Origin of the sequence: Aequorivita flava (assembly GCF_038742595.1) — a bacterium.
Lineage (GTDB): Bacteria > Bacteroidota > Bacteroidia > Flavobacteriales > Flavobacteriaceae > Aequorivita > Aequorivita marisscotiae.
In genome coordinates this window covers 14,007-32,466 of record NZ_JBANCF010000003.1, presented here as the reverse complement: position 1 = coordinate 32,466, position 18,460 = coordinate 14,007, and the positions used below count along the sequence as shown (strand labels likewise).

The window sequence follows — 18,460 nt, the reverse complement described above, 5'->3', positions numbered from 1 at the left end:
GCGGGTCTGTTTGAGCCTTCATTGCGAAGGTTGCAAATAACAGAAACAGGATTTTTATAATTGATGTTTTCATGGCTGATATTTTATTTATTAGTAAATAATATTCTCCAAAATGCGGCCCAAATTACTTTCAGACATAGGTATTTTACGATCTGCCGCAAAGAGTTGTTGAATTTCATTCTTTAATTCGCACAGTTCTAGTTCAGAATATTGATGGTGCTCAAAAGCATCTTCGATTTTTTCAATGCTTTCGTCTTCGTTATCATTCTGAAATTCGTTGTACATTTTAGCAAATATTTCTTCTGAAGTTTTAGTCTTTATAAGTGCTATTTCTTCATAGGTTTCCAAATTATCTGCTTTTGCACAAAGCATTAAAATGTACGCTTTCAGTTCTGCCTTGTTCCACGGAGTTGCGTTAGTTTTCATATATTGTTTTTAGTTTCTTGGCGACTTTGCGTCTTTGCGAGACAATAAATTATACGCAAAGACACAGAGGCGCAAAGTTTTTATTGTCTTGCGGCAGCTTTCACATCTCCGCTTATACCGCTTAAATCTGGACGATACATCCAAATTTCGGTAACACCGCCGTTAGTAACCTCCATCCAATCTTTTAGAAATTGGTCCCAGCTGCCTGCACCGTTCATTTCGTTATATTTTTTGGCAATGCTGTGATCTTCGCCAAGCCAGGCCGACTTTTCAAAAAACGAAATAACCGCCATATCTTGTCCTTCTTTTGTGCTGGGGAATTCGTTGGTATAAATACCAAAGGTTTCATTAGGCGCTTTTTCGGCGTATACGTCGTGCACTTTTTTTGCCAATGCTGTGGCTTCTTTATATTTGCCGCGTTTAAGATCCCAGATATTTACCGCCATGTTCTTTATGGTAAAGTTTTTTGGGAAGCGCGAAAGGTTTGCATGGAATTTCCAATACGAAGTTTCAAAGCCACTACCGGGCATTAGGTATGGCGATACGTTGTCTCGCCAATCGGCATCATGTCCTTCTTTTTGTGCGGGGCCGTTGTCCATGGAGCTCCAGAGGAATGGGCCCATAACCCACATATAGCTTCCGGTACGAGGTCCGTTGGAAATCCAATAAACGCGAACACCGTGGGCTCCGTCGTTGTGATATTTTTTGTTGTGGGCGGCAATCCCTTTTTCGAATTGGCTTATCTGCGTGGGATTTGGCGTTAACAAATCATTTTCAAATACGACATATTCGGCGCTTTCTTGGCTCATTACCAAGAGAGGTAATAGAAATATTGTAAATAGTAATTTTCTCATAATTTTTAATTTGGGTTCACCAAGGGCGAACTGGTTTATATAAATTAATTTTTAATAAATTAATTGGGGAGATTTATTTGTTATTCCAAGAGTTTTGGATTGTAATAAGCAGTTTCTTGTGTTATTTTACCATCTTTATTAAAATACATTTGATAGTGTATTGGTACGGTAATGGTTTTTTTGTCTGATTTGCGAACTAAGTTTATATTCCACCAAGACTGCACTACGTGGGCATCGCCCATTTCATAATGCAAATAGTCCGGATAGCCAACCATATCTATACTTGCAATATCAAATGTGTTCATGATTTGTTTGTCTATGACTTTTTGCTCTTCCAGCGAAATACTCTTGAATTCTGGCGAACTAGAATCTACGAATCGAGCGTCCTTATCATAAAAACCGTAAACTTTGTCCATATCTTTATTTTCTAAAGCATACATCATTTTACGTGTGGTGTTTATAAAGTCGTGATGATTGTAAATGGTACCGTTTTTTCGATCCGAAAAACTGGAGCGGATTTCGTCAATTACTTCACCATTTTTATAATATATGAGCATGGTTATTTTATCGTCTTTATTAACCGTGTACAATCTATGCGATGCCGCATCAATTTTAACGCCTGTGGTTTTATGAACACCCTTTATCAGATCCCAAGTTTGTACCCAGACCGTACCATTGGGATTGTCTTTTTTGTATTCGATGGCGTCGGGATACGAATTGGGAAAGGGTTCAATGCTATAATAATCTAAGTTGTCGTGGTAAACCATTTGATTGTTCAGAAAGGCCTCTTTATCCATTCCCTTATCGCTTGCCCGGTCTGTGGTGCCGTTGTAGGCTTTAAAGTCTTCGCTTAAATAGCTGGCCATTTTTGATCGGTCACCGGCTACGGAGGCTTTTACAAATTGGTTTACAATTTCAATGGAAGGATGTTCTATATACACAGTTCCATTCTTTTTTTGCGCTGTGGAAATGAAAGCTATAAGCATCATTACCGAGAGAATCTTTGTTTTCATCTTGTTTGTATTTATTTGGTTATTATTCGCTTTTGGGTTATTGAGAGTACCGGTTGAATGTTTTTTGTAAGGGTTTGAATGTTATTTTTAAATCTTTATTTGCTAATGAACTATCATAAATAACCTTCGCCTTATTTTTTGGGGGGTGATGGTTTAACATCAAATTCATATCGCTAATGCGGTAGGATTCACTGCTCAATAAGTAGTTTTTACCGTGCAAACCATTTGTAGTTGCCGCCTTATAAATTGCTTGAGCCACATCGCCCACATCTACTAGGGCAAACTCGGTATCAGTGTCATACAGCATCTGAATAAATGGATTGGGAGCGATTTTATTTTTAATAAGAAACTGCAATCCGGTTGAAGTAGAATCTTCTCTGTTTGATAGTGATTTTCCCATTACGCCAACCGGCGATACCGAAGTAATCTCAAATGATAGATTGGGATGTTGGTTAATAAATTTTTCAACCGTTTGGTTTGCAATATATTTTGCCTGTGCATACGGATGACTTTCTTCGCTTATAAATGGGGTGTCGCTTTCATTAAATGTGTCCTGCGGTTTTTTGCCGCCTGCGGGTAACGGAAAGTTGGTATTATACGCTGCCACAGATGCAATAAAAACTACTTTTTCAATTGATGGTGCTTCCTTGGCGGCTGCCAAAAAGTTTTCGGTACCTTTAATTGTTGGTTCAAAAAGCTCAGATTGCGGATCTTTTACGTCGAGCTGAAACGGGGTGCCGCCGTGAATAACAATTTCACAATCACTAATAAAATCTTTTAAGTCGCTTAAATTTTCAACCTTTAACGGGCTAATATTTAGAGTGTCTGAATTTTTTAAATTAAAAAGGTGTTGATACTTTTCACTTTTTTTAATATCGGTTACAGACACTTTTACACTGTACCCTTGTTCCAAAAACTCTTTGGTAATATAGCTTCCTATAAATCCTGAACCACCTATAATGCCTACTGTTTTCATAATTCGATTATTTTTTAAACCCCTAAAAATGTTGAAACTTAGCTTCCATTCTTTATGAGATTTAAGATTAAAGAGTTGTTAGTTTTTCAAAACAATTCTAAAGCGAGCTTTGCCAGTTTCAAGGTGCTCAATGGCATCATTTACTTTTTCCATCGGAAATTCCTCTACCTCCGGATAAATAGTATGTCTTACACAAAAATCAAGCATGGTTTTAATTATTGCAGGACTTCCTATTGGGCTTCCACCTACTGTTTTTTCACCGAGAATTAAACTGAAAGCCGATATTTCCATAGGATCTAAAACCGCTCCCACTGTATGAAATTTCCCTTTGGGCGCCAGTGCGGTTAAATACGAATTCCAGTCTAACTTTACATTCGCGGTATTGAGAATAAAATTTAGTTTGCCGTTAATACTCTCGAGTTCTTCCGGCCGCGTTGAATTAATTACTTTGCTCGCTCCCATCTTTAAAATGTGGTCCTTTTTATTTGGATTTGAGCTAAAGGCTATTACGTGGCATCCCCAGTGTTTTAAAAATTTAATTGCCAAATGTCCTAATCCTCCAATACCTATTACACCTACCGTATCTGTTGGTTTTACTCCGGCCAATATAATTGGACTAAAAACAGTGATGCCGCCACATAATAAAGGTCCTGCTTTGCTCATATCAATAGCATTTGGGAGTGGTATAGCCCAAGACCAATGGCTACGTACTTTGTCTGCAAACCCACCATTTCTGCCTACTATGGTGGCTTCGCCTTGGCCGCATAGATGGTGGTGCCCATCCATGCATTGGTTACAACTCATACACGATTTAGATTGCCACCCCAGGCCCACTTTATCGCCTACTTTTACATTTTTTACCGCACTGCCTGTGGCTATTACTTCGCCTACAATTTCATGGCCAGGTACAAAGGGGTATTGGGTCATTCCCCAGTCATTGTTTATCATACTTAAATCGGAATGACATAAACCACAATAAAAAACTTTAATTTCTACTTCCTCTGGGCCTAATGTTTCCAAATTGTAAGCGAATGGGGTAAGTTTACTGTGCTGCTCGAGGGCAGCGAAGCCGTTAACTATCATCTTTTTAAGTATTTAATTTATTAGTTGATTGAATCTTTCACAATAGCTGCTTCTGCTTGCTGCATGGCTTGCATATCCAGCATGATTTTGGAAAGATCCCAATAGCCAAATTCTTTTACTATTTTGCCATCTACAAACTGAGCGGTTAGGTGTGTTGGTATGGTGTATGTTTTATTGTTGGCTGCAAGGGTGCCTTGCCATAAACCCCAAAAGTTTACATATGTTTTGCTCTTGTCGGTCACTACCATTTCAAATTCAGATTCTCCGTCTACATACTCCCAACTCGAAAAGAGGGAGGCGTCTTCCTTATCACTGGCAACCAATTCTGCCAGAGTTTGAGCTTCCTTTTCAGTCACATTATTCATTATTTTTGCGGTATCTGAGTAATGGCTGGCCATTGTTTCCCAATCTTGCTTATCATAAGCTTCAATAACTTTTTTATAGGTGTCAATTTCTGGCGATTGCTGGGTGTAACGCTTTTCTTGTTGTTTACAAGCGGTTAATGAAAGGACTGCTGCAAGTACTAAAAGAATTGATTTTTTCATGATTTTCTATTTTTAAATTATTGATTCATATGTTACCGAAACCGTCCTGCCCGGCTGCTCTAGTCGCTACTCTAATTTTCTCGTGAAAAAATTGGAAGTAGTAAATTCAATTTTTCTCATTAATATGAAAGAGTGGCACAGGTATTTAGAAATTTCGCTTTTGTTTTCATAATAAATAGAATTAAATATTGCTAAAAACATGCGTGAGGAATGCATCTAAGTAACTGAAATACAACAAGTATGGAAAATGATTTAGGACGAAGAATAGCAATTTCTGTCCGAAGATGGCAAATTAGTTGCCGAAGGAAATTTTAACGAAATCGGGAGTTTATAATCACGAGGTTTTGAGCCACGGCTTCTAAGATTTTATCTTTTAAGTAGGTAGTTAATATTTACAGGTATGCTGTCGTTAGCCTGAACCACGTGATTTAAAAGTTTAAAATCCTTAAATTGTCTGCAACCTTTTAAGAAGCTCCGTGCGCATGGCTTTGCTCATAGGAATAGCCTTTTTTGCAATTACCACGTGCGTGCCGGCTACTTCGTCTATTTGTGAAATATTTATAATATACGATCTGTGTATTCTAAGAAAATGTTTCTGCGGAAGTTTTTCGTCTATATCTTTTAAGGTCATCACCAAAAGATATTCTCTTCCTTGCGAAAAAATTCGGCAGTAGTTGCGATCTGCTTCAATATAAAAAATGTCTTTAATATCAATTTTCAGCATTTTTTCGTTGTTCCGAACAAAAATGCGATCGTTTAAAATAAAATCGGTTGCCCTGCCATCGTCAAACAAATTATTATCACCGTTGTTTTTACTTGCATCGGCAGTATTTTCTATATTAATTCTTTCAATCGTCAATTCAATTGCACGTTGTAAATCTAGTTTTTTGAATGGCTTTGATATAAAAGCATAGGGATGGGTGGTTTTGGCACGATTAAAATGTTCGTCATCAGTATTTGCAGTTAAATATATGATGGGAATGTTGTATTGCTGTTCAATTATTTTGGCGGTTTCTATGCCGTCCATTTTACCTTTTAATTGTATGTCCATTAAAACAATATCCGGCCTATCAATATTTATATGCGAAAGCGCTTCTTCCCCTCGCGGCAAAATGCCCGTTACTTCATAACCAAGGTTGCTTAATTGCAACGAAATATTAGCGGCAATAACCATTTCATCTTCTACAATTAATATCTTGGTTACAGGATCCATTAAGCGGTTTTAAAATTTCTGAAATTAAAGAGTACGGTAGTTCCTTGGGTATTTTCTTCGGTTATAGTTCCGTTTAATTGTTGGGTAAGTAGTTGTATTAATTGTGTTCCAAAACCAGTGCCTTTGGGTTTTGAACCTTTTGTTTTCCCAATGCCATTGTCCGAAACTTTCAGAAATAACTCTTCGTTTTGTTTGCTTAGACTAATGTTTATTTTTCCCTGAGTTCCTTCGGGAAAGGCGTATTTTAAAGCGTTTGTTAAAAGCTCGTTAACGATTAATCCTATTGGCACTGCCGTGTCTACATCTAGATTTAAATGGTCCATTGCGCATTCTATTTTCACTTTTTCCTCTGCCTTAAATGTATCTAGAACGCCTTCGCTTAAATTAATAAAATAGTCCTTCATTTCAATACTGCCCAAGTTTTCACCTTGATATAGTTTTTGGTGAATTATACCCATACTTTGCACGCGGTTCTGGCTGGCGAGCATGGCCTCTTTACTTGCACCATCGTCTAATTTTGCAGATTGCAGGGCAATTAAACTCTTTACCATTTCCAGATTGTTTTTTACGCGATGGTGAATTTCTTTTAACAACAATTCGTTTTGTTTGTTCTTGGCATCCAATTCACTATTCAACAAAGCAAGTGCTCTACGCTTTTTGCGAATATTCTTTAAGGTAAAATACATCCCGAAAAGTATAATGGCCAACAAACCCGCAACGCCAATGTAAAGGATTTGTGTTTTACGTTGTTGTGCAATTTTTGCTTCTTGATTTAAAATTTCTATATCTTTTTGTGCGGTTTCGTATTTTACTTGTAGTTCGCTATCCTGTCGTGCAATTATGGTGTTCAGGTATTCTGTATGGCCTTGTTCGTATAGTTCGTGATATTGCAGAGCGTTTTTATAATCGCCCAATTCACTGTAAATATTGGCAACGTGCATATAGTTTTCCCATAGGTTTTTGGTGTTACCTATGCGTTTCATAATTTCTATAGCTCTTAAATTGTAAGGTAGGGCTTCGGCATATTTTCCTTGTAAAATATAAACGTGCCCGATGTTTGCTGTGGGAGGCATAGTATAACGGACGAGACCTATTTTTTTTGCACCTTCATAACAGCGGTTGTAGTCTGCAATGGCATCATCGTACCGTTCCATGTACTTATATATATTTCCGCGACCGTTGTAGCAAGCCAAGAGCGGCGCGTCTGTAATGCCTATTTTTTTATACAAATTGATGGCGCGATTCATATTGCCAAGGCTTTTTTCCAAATCGCCCAGAAACAATTGGTTTTCAGATAATCGTCGGTAGGAGAGGGCTAGATCTTCTTCGTAACCGTTTTTTGTTTGAATTGCAATTGCTTTTTTGCAGTATTCTGCGCCTTCGGCATAGCTGTCTGAATAATAAAGTAGGTCGCTTATTTTTGTGTAGCATTGCGCAATTCCGCGCTCGTTGTTTACTTTTTCGTACAGCGCCAATGCTTTGTAAACTGCTTGTGAACCTAAATCGTATTCGGCAGTACCACTGTAATTGGTAGCGAGTAAAAGATACGTGTCTGCCAACTTGTTTGGCAGCTTTAATTTTTCATAAACTGAAATTGACTTTTTTAAATAAACAGTAGAAGAGTCTAATACCGTGTTGTCTTCGTGCCATTTTGCTAAACTAATGTAAGATTTTGCGAGGGTTTCAAAATTCTTATCTTTTTGGGCTCGCTCAATAGTTTTTTTAAGATTGTTGTACTCGCTAACCGTGTCATTAATACTTACATTTTCTGTATCCGAATTTAAATACGAACTTTTTAGCGTGTCTTCTTGGTTTTGAGAAGGAGTTTGAGGAAGACTACTCCACGAAACACAAGCTAATACTACTATGAGTAATAGTGGTTTCATCATTAGTTGAATGGTTATAAGTGGATTATAAATTTACAACTATTTTTTTTTAGCGACCAAAAATGAGAAACTATTTCTATTAATTTCTGCTGTAAACTTTTGATAGTTTAATTTGTTTTTTGAATTCGTGTGCTCTGATTTTTAAAATTTTAAAATAATTATATACCCTAAAAAACAAATCTTCCCCGTCACAAATTGTAGTGACAGAGAAGATTTACAATAAAAAAAAGAAACTAGGAAGCTTTGGGGACAGTTTCAGAACCGCTTAATTTTGCCAGGACAAAAGCGGCAACGGCCATGACAATATCGCGTACCGCAACATCCGGTTGATGCCAGGTAAACAGTAAGCTTAAAGCAATTAGTAATAGCCAAATAGAAACTATATAGGCCCCCAGTTGGGTTTTGGTGAAAACAAGTATTCCCGCAACAATTTCAACAACCCCAACAATCATCATAAAAGTTGTTGCACTTATGGGTAATATATCTACCATGGAAGGTGCCAAATAATTGCTCCAATCTGTCAGAATATTTAAAAATTTGTCCACGCCAGCGGCAATGGGGACTATAGTAAAAGTGTATTTTAATAGAGTCTGTAATTTGCTGATTTCAGCATTGTTTATTAGTGTTTTCATAGTTTTTAGAATTAAAGTTCTATCGGTTAGATGTATTATGCGAAAAACGGTTACAAAATTTGTAACTTAAGCTTGGTTATTGCATCTAAAAGAAAAACAACTTATGAAGGCGACACAAACCAACAGATCTGCTGATACCCAATTAACCGATTCTATCGTTGTGCAACGGGTGTTGGAAGGCGAAAAAGAACTTTTTGAAATTTTGATGCGACGCTATAATCAGCGTCTGTTTAGGGTGGTTCGGAGCTATATTTATTCTGAAGACGATGTACAGGATATTTTGCAGGATGCCTACGTAAAAGCTTTCACAAAACTTTATCAATTTAACAACCAATCTTCCTTTTCTACCTGGCTCACTAGAATAGCCATTAACGAAGCACTTCAAATAATTCGAAAGAAAAAAAGGCAAATGACGAATTATGGAAAAACCGAAAGTTTAGAAAATGTTTTTCATCTGCCAGACACAAATACTATGAATCCAGAAAAGCAAGCTATAAAAACAGAAACCAAAATATTGGTTGAAAAAGCTGTTGATGCACTTCCAGAAAAATACAGAGTGGTATTTATACTGCATCAAATAGAAGGATTGTCTAATCCTGAAATAGCTGCTTGCTTAAAACTGAGCGATAGCAATGTAAAGGTGCGTTTGCATCGTGCCAAAAATTTATTGAAAGAAGAACTCTTTAAAACCACCCACGATCCCTCGGTGTTTGAGTTTGGAAATCATAAATGCGACGTATTGGTTGCAAATGTTATGAAGCGCATTCAAGATTTATAAGCTGTGTTTCTTAGAAATTTTAAAATTACAATCAGCTCTGAAAAAGGTGGAATTGAGCGTGCTTTCATTTTATCTGAAGTTGCGCTAAAGCATCTACTTTAACACCCTATTTCAAATTGTATTTAGTACATTAGCAGATTATTTTTAAAATTGAACAACGATGAAGTATTTTGCTGGCAGCCTATTATTCATGCTGCTTTCCTCCACAGTATCTTTCACTTTGAATGCACAGGAAGTAAATCAAGACAACCAACATCTCTTTAATAATTTTACCTATAGACAGGGCAATGCCTACAGAACCGCCTCGGGGAAACCGGGCCCGGAATACTGGCAAAATGCAGCAGATTATAACTTGGATGTTACTTTAGACGATAAAAACCACACCGTTTCGGGAAATGTTACCATTCAATACACAAACAATAGTCCTGAAACCTTAGATTTTATTTGGATTTATTTGGAACAAAATCGCTTTACCGAAAATTCGCGCGGTACATTAACCACTTCAATTCAAGGTGGTAGATACAGTGGCGATGTTGAAGGCGGTTATACCCTCTCTAACGTTTCCGCTAAAACTGATACGGGCGTTTCTTCAAAATATATAATTACGGATACCCGCATGCAACTTTGGTTGGATAAACCCTTGGCAGCTAATGGAGGCGAGGTTGAGATAAAAATGGATTTCAAATTTAAAGTGCCCGTAGAAGGTATGGATCGCATGGGCAGATTAGAAGTAAAAGATGGCACTATTTACGCCTTGGCACAATGGTATCCTAGAGTAGCGGTTTTTGACGATGTGGTAGGATGGAACACAGATCCGTATTTGGGTGCGGGTGAATTTTATTGCGAATATGGAGACTACAATGTAAAAATTACCGCCCCGGCAAATCTAACGGTTGTTTGCTCCGGAATTTTACAAAACCCAAAAGAAGTATTGACTAAGGAGCAACAGGAACGTTGGGAAAAAGCCGAGAAAAGCGACAAAACGGTTTACATTATAAAACCAGAGGAAGTTGGTAAACCTATTGCCCAAACCAAAACCAACGGCACACTTACGTGGCATTTTAAAATGGAAAACACTCGCGATGTGGCTTGGGCCGCTTCAAAGGCATTTATTTGGGACGCTGCTAAAATGAATCTTGGCAATGGCAAAACGGGGTTAGCGCAATCGGTTTATCCAAAGGAAAGTGATGGGCAAATTGCTTGGTCACGTTCTACAGAATATACAAAAGCTTCAATAGAATTTTATTCAAATAATTATTACCCATATCCCTACCATAATGCAATTAACGTTGCAGCTAGCGTTGGCGGAATGGAATATCCAGGCGTTAGTTTTTGCAGCTATCAAAGTAAAGGCTCTTCGCTGTGGAGCGTAACAGATCACGAGTTTGGTCACAACTGGTTCCCGATGATTGTGGGAAGCAATGAGCGCCGCTATGCTTGGATGGACGAAGGTTTCAATATATTTATAAACCATTACAGTACCGAAGCTTTTAACAATGGCGAATTCCCCACCAGATCTAGCAGTCCGCGCAGCCTAATTGGATATCTTACTTCAGAAAGTAGAGAAGGCATTGATACCTATCCAGATGTAGCCAACCCAAGAAATTTAGCTTATACCGCATATTACAAACCTGCTGCAGGGCTTTATTTGCTTCGCGAATACATAATTGGCCACGAGCGTTTTGACAATGCGTTTAAAAGTTATATTGAAACTTGGGCGTATAAACATCCACAGCCGAATGATTTTTTTAATCATTTTGAAAACGTTACGGGCGAAGATTTAGCATGGTTTTGGAAAGGATGGTTTTATGGCAATGGCAACATAGATTTGGGCATTGTGGAAGTGAAACCGTATAAAGGCAATTCGTTAATAACGTTGGAAAATAAAGGGGAAATACCAATGCCCGTAAAATTTCAGGTTATCTATACCGATAACGCTTCGGAAGTTATTGAACTTCCAGTTGAAATTTGGCAACGTGGCAATAGTTGGACCCATCTAATAAATAACACCAAAGAAATAAAACGCGTGGTGTTGGATCCCGATAAAATTATTCCCGATGTAAATGTGTTAAATGATACTTGGAATAAGTTATAATCCATTTAACGAAAGAAAAAGCCTCTAAAAATTAGAGACTTTTTTTTTTGTAAGATATTTGGAGAAATTCAGATTAACATCCTCCCAAAATCACTTTTGGATAATTGCTTACATCAATGGTTGCTTCATTACTTTTCCGTACCAAATCAATCGCCTCATCTGTGCTGTATTTGTGAGGGCCTATATAAAAAGTAGCACCTCTTTTCCCCAATTCTTTTACGTATTCAACTGGGTTTGAATTTGGTGGCGGGGGGGCTTGGGCTGCCGTATATAAATTGCCGTTTTCGGCTGAAGGTGCTTTTGACTGTTCTTTAACCTCTATTTTAGTTTTATCGAAAGGTTCTTCATATAAATGAACAATCCCTACTTCACCTCCAGGTTTGCCAATATAAATCCCCAGATTATTGTTGTTGTCGAGTAAGTGGTTGGCTTTTTCAAAAGTGATTCTCTCTCCTTTAAAATAGTAAGTAGCTTCCCTAAATTTCTTGTTGTCCTCTTCTTTGGAACTGAATTGCTTTGGCGGCGGTGGCGGGGGAATTTCACTTTTATCGCCCTTTTTTACTTTCGGTGGTTTCGGTGGCGAAGGCGGAGGCGGCGGAATACATTCCGGAAAAGGCTGCGCTATTGCCTTTTGTGCATCGGTCATTTTTCTGTAGATAATTTCCAATCGCTCCAAATCCTTCTTTTTGATGATGCGTTTTTCAATTTCAACAGCGTTGTATTTTAACGCTAGTTTGTTGTATTCGGCGAGTTCGGCTTTTGTGGCTTTTTGTTGGATAATTTTCCCAGTGTTTTCGTCTCTTTCTTCGGGTTCGCCAACTTGAATGGACCACGGATTATTTTCGTCATTTTTCACATTAGTTCTTGTCGCTTTAAATTTTTCAAGATCCTTTAAATATTCCTGATATAAAATTCTAGCTTCTTCAATAGTTTTTCCTGAGTATGAATTTACGATAACATTTGTATCCAAATTGGCAGCTTCCAGGTTTTTTATATTGGACATGCTTAGTTTTCTCAAGTTATTCGCATAAAGTATTTCTATTATATTTTTAGCTAAAACTTTATCATCATTTTTGTAGAAGCCCACAGTGGCCGAAATATATTTTTGCTTTTGTTCGGCTGTTAAATGTGTATTTCGTTTGTTGATTTCACTTTTTAAATCTTCAAAATCTACAGAGAAACCATTTAGGGTTAATTGAGAGTCTTTATCAATTACAATTCTTATATCCTCTATAGTGTCGGTTGTAATAATTGTGTTCTTTTCAGAAACCTTCGCTAAAACTTCCTTTGTACTAAACCCATAAATTAACAGGGAAAGTATGGGTAAAATTAAGAGGCTTCGAAGCCAAATGGCTCTTTTTGACGTGTGTATTTTCATAACTGTAAAACGTTTTTTGATTGATGAATAATTGATTGAATGTGCCAACGGAGGCGCCAAAGCATTTGATGAGAATGCAAGTAGTATTTTTTGATATTCCGAAATTTGCGCGCCAGAGTTCAATACTGCTTGGTCTGCCAAAAATTCGTGGTTTAGCTTAATACTGCTTTTTAAGAAAGCGAATAGGGGGTTAAACCAAAATACAATTTGCAAAATTTCGACTAAAAGTATATCTAAACTGTGATTTTGCCGTGCGTGGGTTTCTTCATGCTGCATAACTTCGGCGGGGATTTCACCGTTTGTAAATTGTGTTTTATTTAAAAAAATATAGTTGAAAAATGTATGGGGAACAACAGTTTCGCTTAAAAGCACATGAATAAAATTACTGTTTTTATATTTTGGATTTTGTTGAATTCTCTGAACTAATGCCAGCAGATTTCGAATAAATTTCACACTAAAAAACAATACTCCCAAACCGTAAATTGTCCATAAAACAAACGGCCAATAATTTATCGTTATTTTGGTTTCAGCGTGTATGGGTTGCAAAATTTGGTCGTTATAAATAGTAACGCTCGGCGATATTGCTACATAACTGGTAAAGGTTATTAGAGGAATAAAAAAAGCGGCGCAAAAGCTTCCCAATAAATAAAAACGCTTAAAAGTGTGCATGGAGGTTTTTTCCAAAACAATTTTGTAAAATGCGAAAAGAACTGTTAGAATGGCTGCGGATTTCAGTAAATATACTACCATAACTACTTCTTTTTAATTTCTGAATCTATTAGAGCCTTTAATTCCTCCAGCTCTTTCTTGGAAAGATTAGTTTCTTCGGTAAAAAATGAAGCAAATTGCGATGGACTGTTGTTAAAGAAGTTTTTGATTAGTCCATTTACGTGTTTTGAAAAGTAATCTTTCTTTTTCACCAATGGGAAATATTCGCGCGATCGCCCCAGTTGTACGTAATCTACAAAACGTTTGTCCTGCATACGTTTTAAAAGTGTTGCAACGGTAGTTGTGGCAGGTTTTGGTTCTGGATAAGCTTCAACTAAATCTTTCATAAAAGCACGCTCCTTTTTCCAGAGGAGCTGCATTAATTGTTCTTCGGCGTTTGAGAGCGTCATCTTTATATTTTTAAAACTAACTCTACAAACGTAGAACAATTATTTTAATTCTACAAATGTAGAGGTTAAAAAATTTTCAAATGACAAATCCCAAATTTCAAAGTCGTAACCAAAACCTTTTTAAAGTTATGAACTGGTCTCGATTTGGGTTTCGGTTTCGAGTTCAAAAGAATATCTTTGACCCAAATTATTTTAAGATGAGTTTAGAGAAAGAATTACAACAGCGAAGCGATAACAAATGTGAACTTTGCGGAAACGAAGAAAATCTGAAGGTTTTTGAAGTGCCAAATTCCCCAACAGACGTGGCCGAAACATCTATTTTAATCTGCCATACTTGTAATGAACAAATAGAAGACCCAGAAAAAGTAGATGCAAACCATTGGCGATGCTTGAATGATAGTATGTGGAGTACAGTTCCTGCAGTACAGGTTATGGCTTGGCGCATGCTAACCCGTTTAAAAGCCGAAGGTTGGCCACAGGATTTGCTGGATATGATGTATCTGGAAGACGCAACAAAGGAATGGGCAAAGGCAGGTGTAGCAGAAGCAAAAGCCGATGCTGTTATTCATCGCGATAGCAACGGTGTTATTTTGGAAGCGGGCGATTCTGTAGTTTTGATAAAAGATTTAAAAGTGAAAGGTAGCAGTATGGTTGCCAAGCAGGGAACGGCCGTACGCAGAATTTCGCTCGATCACGAAAACGAAAAATATATTGAAGGTAAAGTAGATGGCCAACAAATTGTGATTATCACAGATTTTGTAAAGAAAATATAGGCTAGTATTTATAATTCAGCTTTTTAATAAATTCTTTAAAGCGAGGTTGGTCTCTATAGGGCTCAAAAGTAGGTTCATACGGTAATTCTATTAATCCGAGATCATTGTTGGTTCTGGCTTTCTCTAACCAAAAATACATTTGGGTTTCGTTATTGAGCACGGCATAGGTACTGGCAATTTGGAAGCCCCATGCTTTTTCAAATTCTTTTGTAAGTTTATTTAACGCAGCATCAGATTTTTCCGTATCGCCCAAAAAATAATATATCATAGCTTGTACATGTAATTGAAACCCTTCTAAAGGTTCTTTTTCTATAACTTTTAAAGCTTCTTTGTACCGTTTTTGATACATTAATGTAAGTGCAAGTTGCGAATATGCCAAATCTTGATCTGGGTCTAATTTTATAGATTTTTTAATATTTAATTCGGCTTCCGGAAATTTTTTAGCCATGTAATATGTGTTTGCCAGCGCATAGTAATTGTTGGCATTCAAAGGATCTATCGCAAGCACTTTTTTAAGAATGTTTATTGCTTCTTCTGCATTGCCTCGGAGTAATGCTATCTCTGATGCTCTGTGCAAAGCAGTTTCATTATTGGGCTCTAAGCTTAATGCTTTGTTTGTAAGTTTAGCGGCTTTGCCGATATCGTTTTCATATTCTAAGGAGGATAATGCCATAAAAGCATACGTTTCGGCATAGGTACTGTCTGCTTTTATTGCTCTTTCAGCAATTTGCGAAGTAACTTTTTTTGCCTGTTCAAAATCTATTGTTCCGTAATTGTTTTGCACGTGATAAATATTTCCTAAAAGCACTAATGCGGGAACGTAGGTAGAATCAATAGCCAGGGATTGTTTTATTAACTGCTCAGATTCTATTAGCGAAGCCTCGTCAATGTTACTTCTAAAAACGTATCTGCCTTCTAAAAACAATTCGTACGCTTCGGTGTTAGATTCTTTAACCTTCGGAATTATATTGTCGAGAATGCGTAACTGAAGATTTTCTGCAACAGCCTCAGCGATTTCATTTTGAATTTTAAAAATGTTTTTCAGTTCTTTTTCCCAAGTTTGAGACCAAATATTGTTGTCGGTTTTTGTTTCCACAAGATTTACGCTTACCCGTAGTGTGCTGTCCTGGGCGCGTACACTGCCTTCGAGAATATAACTAACGTGAAGTGCTTTTGCAATTTCGGGCAGGTCCATAGCTTTGTTTTTAAACGAAAAAGCAGAGGTGCGGGAGGTAACTTGCAGTTCGTTTATTTTCACCAATGAATTAAGCACCTCTTCTGCCAATCCATCGGCAAAATAACCCTGTTGCTTATCGGGGGTGATATCTGAAAAGGGTAAAACTGCAATAGATTTTTCGGGAATTGTTTCTGTAGCAATGGCGGTTTCTTTTTTTTCGGCCCGTAATCTAAATCTATCTACAAACAATAAAATTATTGCCAGGGCCAAAAACGCAATGATAAAAGTGTTGAGTTTTTGCCCTGTTTTTTGTGAAATCGATTTTTCTCTTGGAACATTCTTTGTTTTTTTTATACCATCAGCCGTAATTTCAAAGAACCATGAAATGCAAATCCAAACGGGCAAAAGCACAATTAAAATAATTAGCAACATTTTGCCAAACCAGGCCGGGGCATTTATTATGGGGCTGAGTATGGCGATAACCTGTAGCAGAACCCAAGAAAACACCAAATAGGAAACTGTGCCTTTAAAGACATTTCTTCTTTTTAACTCATTAAAAAATTCGTTTAGATTCATTGGGTATCGTTAGCTGTTTCGGGAAAACCCATCTTTTCTATAAAGAGTTGCCATCTTTTATCGTTGTGTAAATTTCTAAAACGCGGTTCGGAAAGCACTTCGTTTAATCCTACATCGTGCAGTTTGTATGCTATGTCTAGCCATTTAAAAGCGTTTTCGGTATCGCGTCTAAACGAATAGCTTTCGGCAATTTGGTACGCCATTTCTTGCTCATATTTTAAAATAAGTTCGTTCAGATATGCATCAGATTTTTCTTTTTCATTTAATTTAAAGTAGATATCGGCATACATCTGTAAGCGCCATCCTTCATCTTTCTCTGCCTTTATAGCTTCAAGAGCTTCATTTGGTTTATTCTGCTGTAATAAAACCCTTGTGTAATAATAATGAATGGCATACCGATTGGGTTGTAATTCTATACATTTCTTGGCAGCATCTACGGCTTCGTCGAGCCTATTTGCACAATAATATACGTTTACCAATTGGTAATATATGTCTGGGTTAAGAGGGTCTAAACTTGCCGAATATTCCTGCAGCCGCAAGGCTTTTTCAATATTGCCAAGTGCAATGGCAAGTACCGCAGTTAAGTTTATTATTTCGGGATTGGAACCGTCTAGTTTTAGCGCAATTGCATTAAGTTTTTTGGCTTTGGTAAAATCCCAGTTATATCCTAATTCAATATCGGCTAGGTAGGCGTATGCTAAGGCATTATTTGGCTCAATTTCCAACACTTTCTTTGCTGCTTTTGTCGCCAAACCATAGCCCTCGTCAAAAGTTAAGGTGCCGTTGTTGGCCTGTGTTTGATATATATTTGCCAATAATAACCAAGCCGGAACGTAGTTGCTGTCTATTGCCAAAGCTTGTTTTGCAAAAGATACAGCCTGTATTAATTGTTGGGGATCGCTGGAAAAATGCGATTCGTGAATTGCCTGTAAATACAATTTATATGCTTCGGGATTTGTTTTTTTAGATTTTGGAAGGGGTTTTGTGTCCAATAAATTAATTTCCAACGCTTTTACAACAGCTTCCGATACTTCGTCCTGAATTACAAATATGTTATCTAAAGTTCTGTCGTATGTTTCAGACCACAAGTGTTTATCGTTCTTTGCATCGATGAGCTGTGCAGTAATACGAAGAAGGTTTCCCGATTTGCGAACACTTCCTTCTAAAATGTACGAAACATTTAGTTTTTTGGCGATGTCGGTAATTTTTAGTTCAGAATTTTTAAAAGAAAATGTTGAGGTTCGTGAAGTTACTTTTAGATTGGTTACTTGCGACAGCAGATTGAGAAGTTCTTCGGTAAGTCCGTCGGCAAAATAGGCGTTGTCCTTTTGTTCCGAAAAATCTTGAAATGGAAGTACGGCTATGGTCGTAGCGTTTGTCGCTAAAACTAAACTACTAATGTTGTTTTCGGCTTTTTTGTCGGTTATAATAAACCTGTCAACAATTAAAACTGCGAGTATTAAAACTAAGAAGGCAATTATGATTTTATTGAGACGTTTTCCGGTTTTTTTTCGAATGGAAGCAGATTCGGTTACTTTACTGGTTCTTTTTATGCCTGTGGGAGTAAATTCATAAATCCAAGAACCCAATAAATAAAAGGGGAAACCTATTAAAAGTAGGTAAAACAGGCTTTTTGAAATCCATAGCGGCATTTCCAAAATATCTCCCAATAGCGCAACAATACGTATAAGTAACCACGCCACAACTACATACGAAATTGCGCTTTTTATTACGTTGCGTCGTTTTAGTTCATTCCAAAAGCTATTTTTTCGCTTCACAATTTAGATTCTTTGGTGAGGAATCTAATCCTAAAGATAGCGAAATTATGTTTTAAAATTCTATTTAAAAGTTTACGCGGTTAATTACATTCCAATTTAAATGGGAATGAATTTATCCTAAAAAACAGTGTAGGCTTAACAATTTAGAATTTTGCTGAG

At 37.1% G+C, this 18,460-nt stretch carries 16 protein-coding genes; 3 read left to right on the top strand and 13 right to left on the bottom strand.

What is annotated here, in order from left to right; translation table 11 throughout:
• Nucleotides 1-90: 90 nt before the first annotated feature.
• The 9 genes from VZD24_RS04890 to VZD24_RS04850 all read right to left on the bottom strand — a co-directional run bounded on the left by VZD24_RS04890 (nucleotide 91) and on the right by VZD24_RS04850 (nucleotide 8,628).
• Entirely contained in the window at nucleotides 91-426 is a 336-nt protein-coding gene (locus VZD24_RS04890) for a hypothetical protein (RefSeq protein ID WP_342687189.1), read from the bottom strand.
• 80 nt (nucleotides 427-506) lie between these two features.
• Entirely contained in the window at nucleotides 507-1,280 is a 774-nt protein-coding gene (locus tag VZD24_RS04885; RefSeq protein WP_279449062.1) for a hypothetical protein, read from the bottom strand.
• 80 nt (nucleotides 1,281-1,360) lie between these two features.
• Nucleotides 1,361-2,293, bottom strand: coding sequence for a nuclear transport factor 2 family protein (locus VZD24_RS04880; RefSeq protein WP_279449061.1), 933 nt, complete (start codon nucleotides 2,291-2,293; stop codon nucleotides 1,361-1,363).
• Between the two features lie 37 nt (nucleotides 2,294-2,330).
• A complete protein-coding gene (locus VZD24_RS04875) occupies nucleotides 2,331-3,269 on the bottom strand; it encodes an NAD-dependent epimerase/dehydratase family protein (protein WP_342687190.1) in 939 nt (312 codons plus the stop codon).
• Nucleotides 3,270-3,347: 78 nt separating this feature from the next.
• On the bottom strand, nucleotides 3,348-4,352 hold the full coding sequence (gene ahr, locus VZD24_RS04870; protein WP_342687191.1) for an NADPH-dependent aldehyde reductase Ahr: 1,005 nt from the start codon (nucleotides 4,350-4,352) through the stop codon (nucleotides 3,348-3,350).
• Between the two features lie 20 nt (nucleotides 4,353-4,372).
• Nucleotides 4,373-4,897 (bottom strand): nuclear transport factor 2 family protein, encoded by a 525-nt coding sequence (locus VZD24_RS04865; protein ID WP_342687192.1) that lies wholly within the window; start codon nucleotides 4,895-4,897, stop codon nucleotides 4,373-4,375.
• A gap of 445 nt (nucleotides 4,898-5,342) precedes the next feature.
• Complete coding sequence (locus tag VZD24_RS04860) at nucleotides 5,343-6,110, bottom strand: LytR/AlgR family response regulator transcription factor (RefSeq protein ID WP_342687193.1); 768 nt, start codon at nucleotides 6,108-6,110, stop codon at nucleotides 5,343-5,345.
• A complete protein-coding gene (locus tag VZD24_RS04855) occupies nucleotides 6,110-7,999 on the bottom strand; it encodes a tetratricopeptide repeat-containing sensor histidine kinase (RefSeq protein WP_342687194.1) in 1,890 nt (629 codons plus the stop codon). Before VZD24_RS04855 ends, VZD24_RS04860 begins: the two co-directional genes overlap by 1 nt.
• A gap of 230 nt (nucleotides 8,000-8,229) precedes the next feature.
• Entirely contained in the window at nucleotides 8,230-8,628 is a 399-nt protein-coding gene (locus VZD24_RS04850) for a hypothetical protein (protein ID WP_342687195.1), read from the bottom strand.
• Between the two features lie 103 nt (nucleotides 8,629-8,731).
• Between VZD24_RS04850 and VZD24_RS04845 the strand changes: the two genes are divergently transcribed.
• Entirely contained in the window at nucleotides 8,732-9,406 is a 675-nt protein-coding gene (locus tag VZD24_RS04845; RefSeq protein WP_279449054.1) for an RNA polymerase sigma factor, read from the top strand.
• A 160-nt stretch (nucleotides 9,407-9,566) separates the two neighbouring features.
• Entirely contained in the window at nucleotides 9,567-11,501 is a 1,935-nt protein-coding gene (locus VZD24_RS04840; protein ID WP_342687196.1) for a M1 family metallopeptidase, read from the top strand.
• A gap of 73 nt (nucleotides 11,502-11,574) precedes the next feature.
• On the opposite strand, the gene VZD24_RS04835 is transcribed toward VZD24_RS04840, so the two are convergent.
• On the bottom strand, nucleotides 11,575-13,629 hold the full coding sequence (locus VZD24_RS04835) for a M56 family metallopeptidase (protein WP_342687197.1): 2,055 nt from the start codon (nucleotides 13,627-13,629) through the stop codon (nucleotides 11,575-11,577).
• Nucleotides 13,630-13,631: 2 nt separating this feature from the next.
• Nucleotides 13,632-13,997 carry a BlaI/MecI/CopY family transcriptional regulator gene (locus VZD24_RS04830; protein WP_342687198.1) on the bottom strand — a complete coding sequence of 122 codons (366 nt, stop codon included), beginning with the start codon at nucleotides 13,995-13,997 and terminating at the stop codon, nucleotides 13,632-13,634.
• Between the two features lie 197 nt (nucleotides 13,998-14,194).
• On the opposite strand from VZD24_RS04830, the gene VZD24_RS04825 reads away from it, so the two are divergent.
• Nucleotides 14,195-14,770, top strand: a complete 576-nt coding sequence (locus VZD24_RS04825) for a PhnA domain-containing protein (protein WP_342687199.1) — start codon at nucleotides 14,195-14,197, stop codon at nucleotides 14,768-14,770.
• Nucleotide 14,771: 1 nt separating this feature from the next.
• On the opposite strand, the gene VZD24_RS04820 is transcribed toward VZD24_RS04825, so the two are convergent.
• Nucleotides 14,772-16,523 (bottom strand): tetratricopeptide repeat protein, encoded by a 1,752-nt coding sequence (locus tag VZD24_RS04820; protein WP_279449049.1) that lies wholly within the window; start codon nucleotides 16,521-16,523, stop codon nucleotides 14,772-14,774.
• On the bottom strand, nucleotides 16,520-18,301 hold the full coding sequence (locus VZD24_RS04815; RefSeq protein ID WP_279449048.1) for a hypothetical protein: 1,782 nt from the start codon (nucleotides 18,299-18,301) through the stop codon (nucleotides 16,520-16,522). Before VZD24_RS04815 ends, VZD24_RS04820 begins: the two co-directional genes overlap by 4 nt.
• Between the last annotated feature and the right edge of the window lie 159 nt (nucleotides 18,302-18,460).

Bases quoted from the DNA above. Each gene is read 5' to 3' on its own strand.
- VZD24_RS04890 (WP_342687189.1), bottom strand. From the start codon at position 426: ATGAAAACTAACGCAACTCCGTGGAACAAGGCAGAACTGAAAGCGTAC.
- VZD24_RS04885 (WP_279449062.1), bottom strand. From the start codon at position 1,280: ATGAGAAAATTACTATTTACAATATTTCTATTACCTCTCTTGGTAATG.
- VZD24_RS04880 (WP_279449061.1), bottom strand. From the start codon at position 2,293: ATGAAAACAAAGATTCTCTCGGTAATGATGCTTATAGCTTTCATTTCC.
- VZD24_RS04875 (WP_342687190.1), bottom strand. From the start codon at position 3,269: ATGAAAACAGTAGGCATTATAGGTGGTTCAGGATTTATAGGAAGCTAT.
- ahr (WP_342687191.1), bottom strand. From the start codon at position 4,352: ATGATAGTTAACGGCTTCGCTGCCCTCGAGCAGCACAGTAAACTTACC.
- VZD24_RS04865 (WP_342687192.1), bottom strand. From the start codon at position 4,897: ATGAAAAAATCAATTCTTTTAGTACTTGCAGCAGTCCTTTCATTAACC.
- VZD24_RS04860 (WP_342687193.1), bottom strand. From the start codon at position 6,110: ATGGATCCTGTAACCAAGATATTAATTGTAGAAGATGAAATGGTTATT.
- VZD24_RS04855 (WP_342687194.1), bottom strand. From the start codon at position 7,999: ATGATGAAACCACTATTACTCATAGTAGTATTAGCTTGTGTTTCGTGG.
- VZD24_RS04850 (WP_342687195.1), bottom strand. From the start codon at position 8,628: ATGAAAACACTAATAAACAATGCTGAAATCAGCAAATTACAGACTCTA.
- VZD24_RS04845 (WP_279449054.1), top strand. From the start codon at position 8,732: ATGAAGGCGACACAAACCAACAGATCTGCTGATACCCAATTAACCGAT.
- VZD24_RS04840 (WP_342687196.1), top strand. From the start codon at position 9,567: ATGAAGTATTTTGCTGGCAGCCTATTATTCATGCTGCTTTCCTCCACA.
- VZD24_RS04835 (WP_342687197.1), bottom strand. From the start codon at position 13,629: ATGGTAGTATATTTACTGAAATCCGCAGCCATTCTAACAGTTCTTTTC.
- VZD24_RS04830 (WP_342687198.1), bottom strand. From the start codon at position 13,997: ATGACGCTCTCAAACGCCGAAGAACAATTAATGCAGCTCCTCTGGAAA.
- VZD24_RS04825 (WP_342687199.1), top strand. From the start codon at position 14,195: ATGAGTTTAGAGAAAGAATTACAACAGCGAAGCGATAACAAATGTGAA.
- VZD24_RS04820 (WP_279449049.1), bottom strand. From the start codon at position 16,523: ATGAATCTAAACGAATTTTTTAATGAGTTAAAAAGAAGAAATGTCTTT.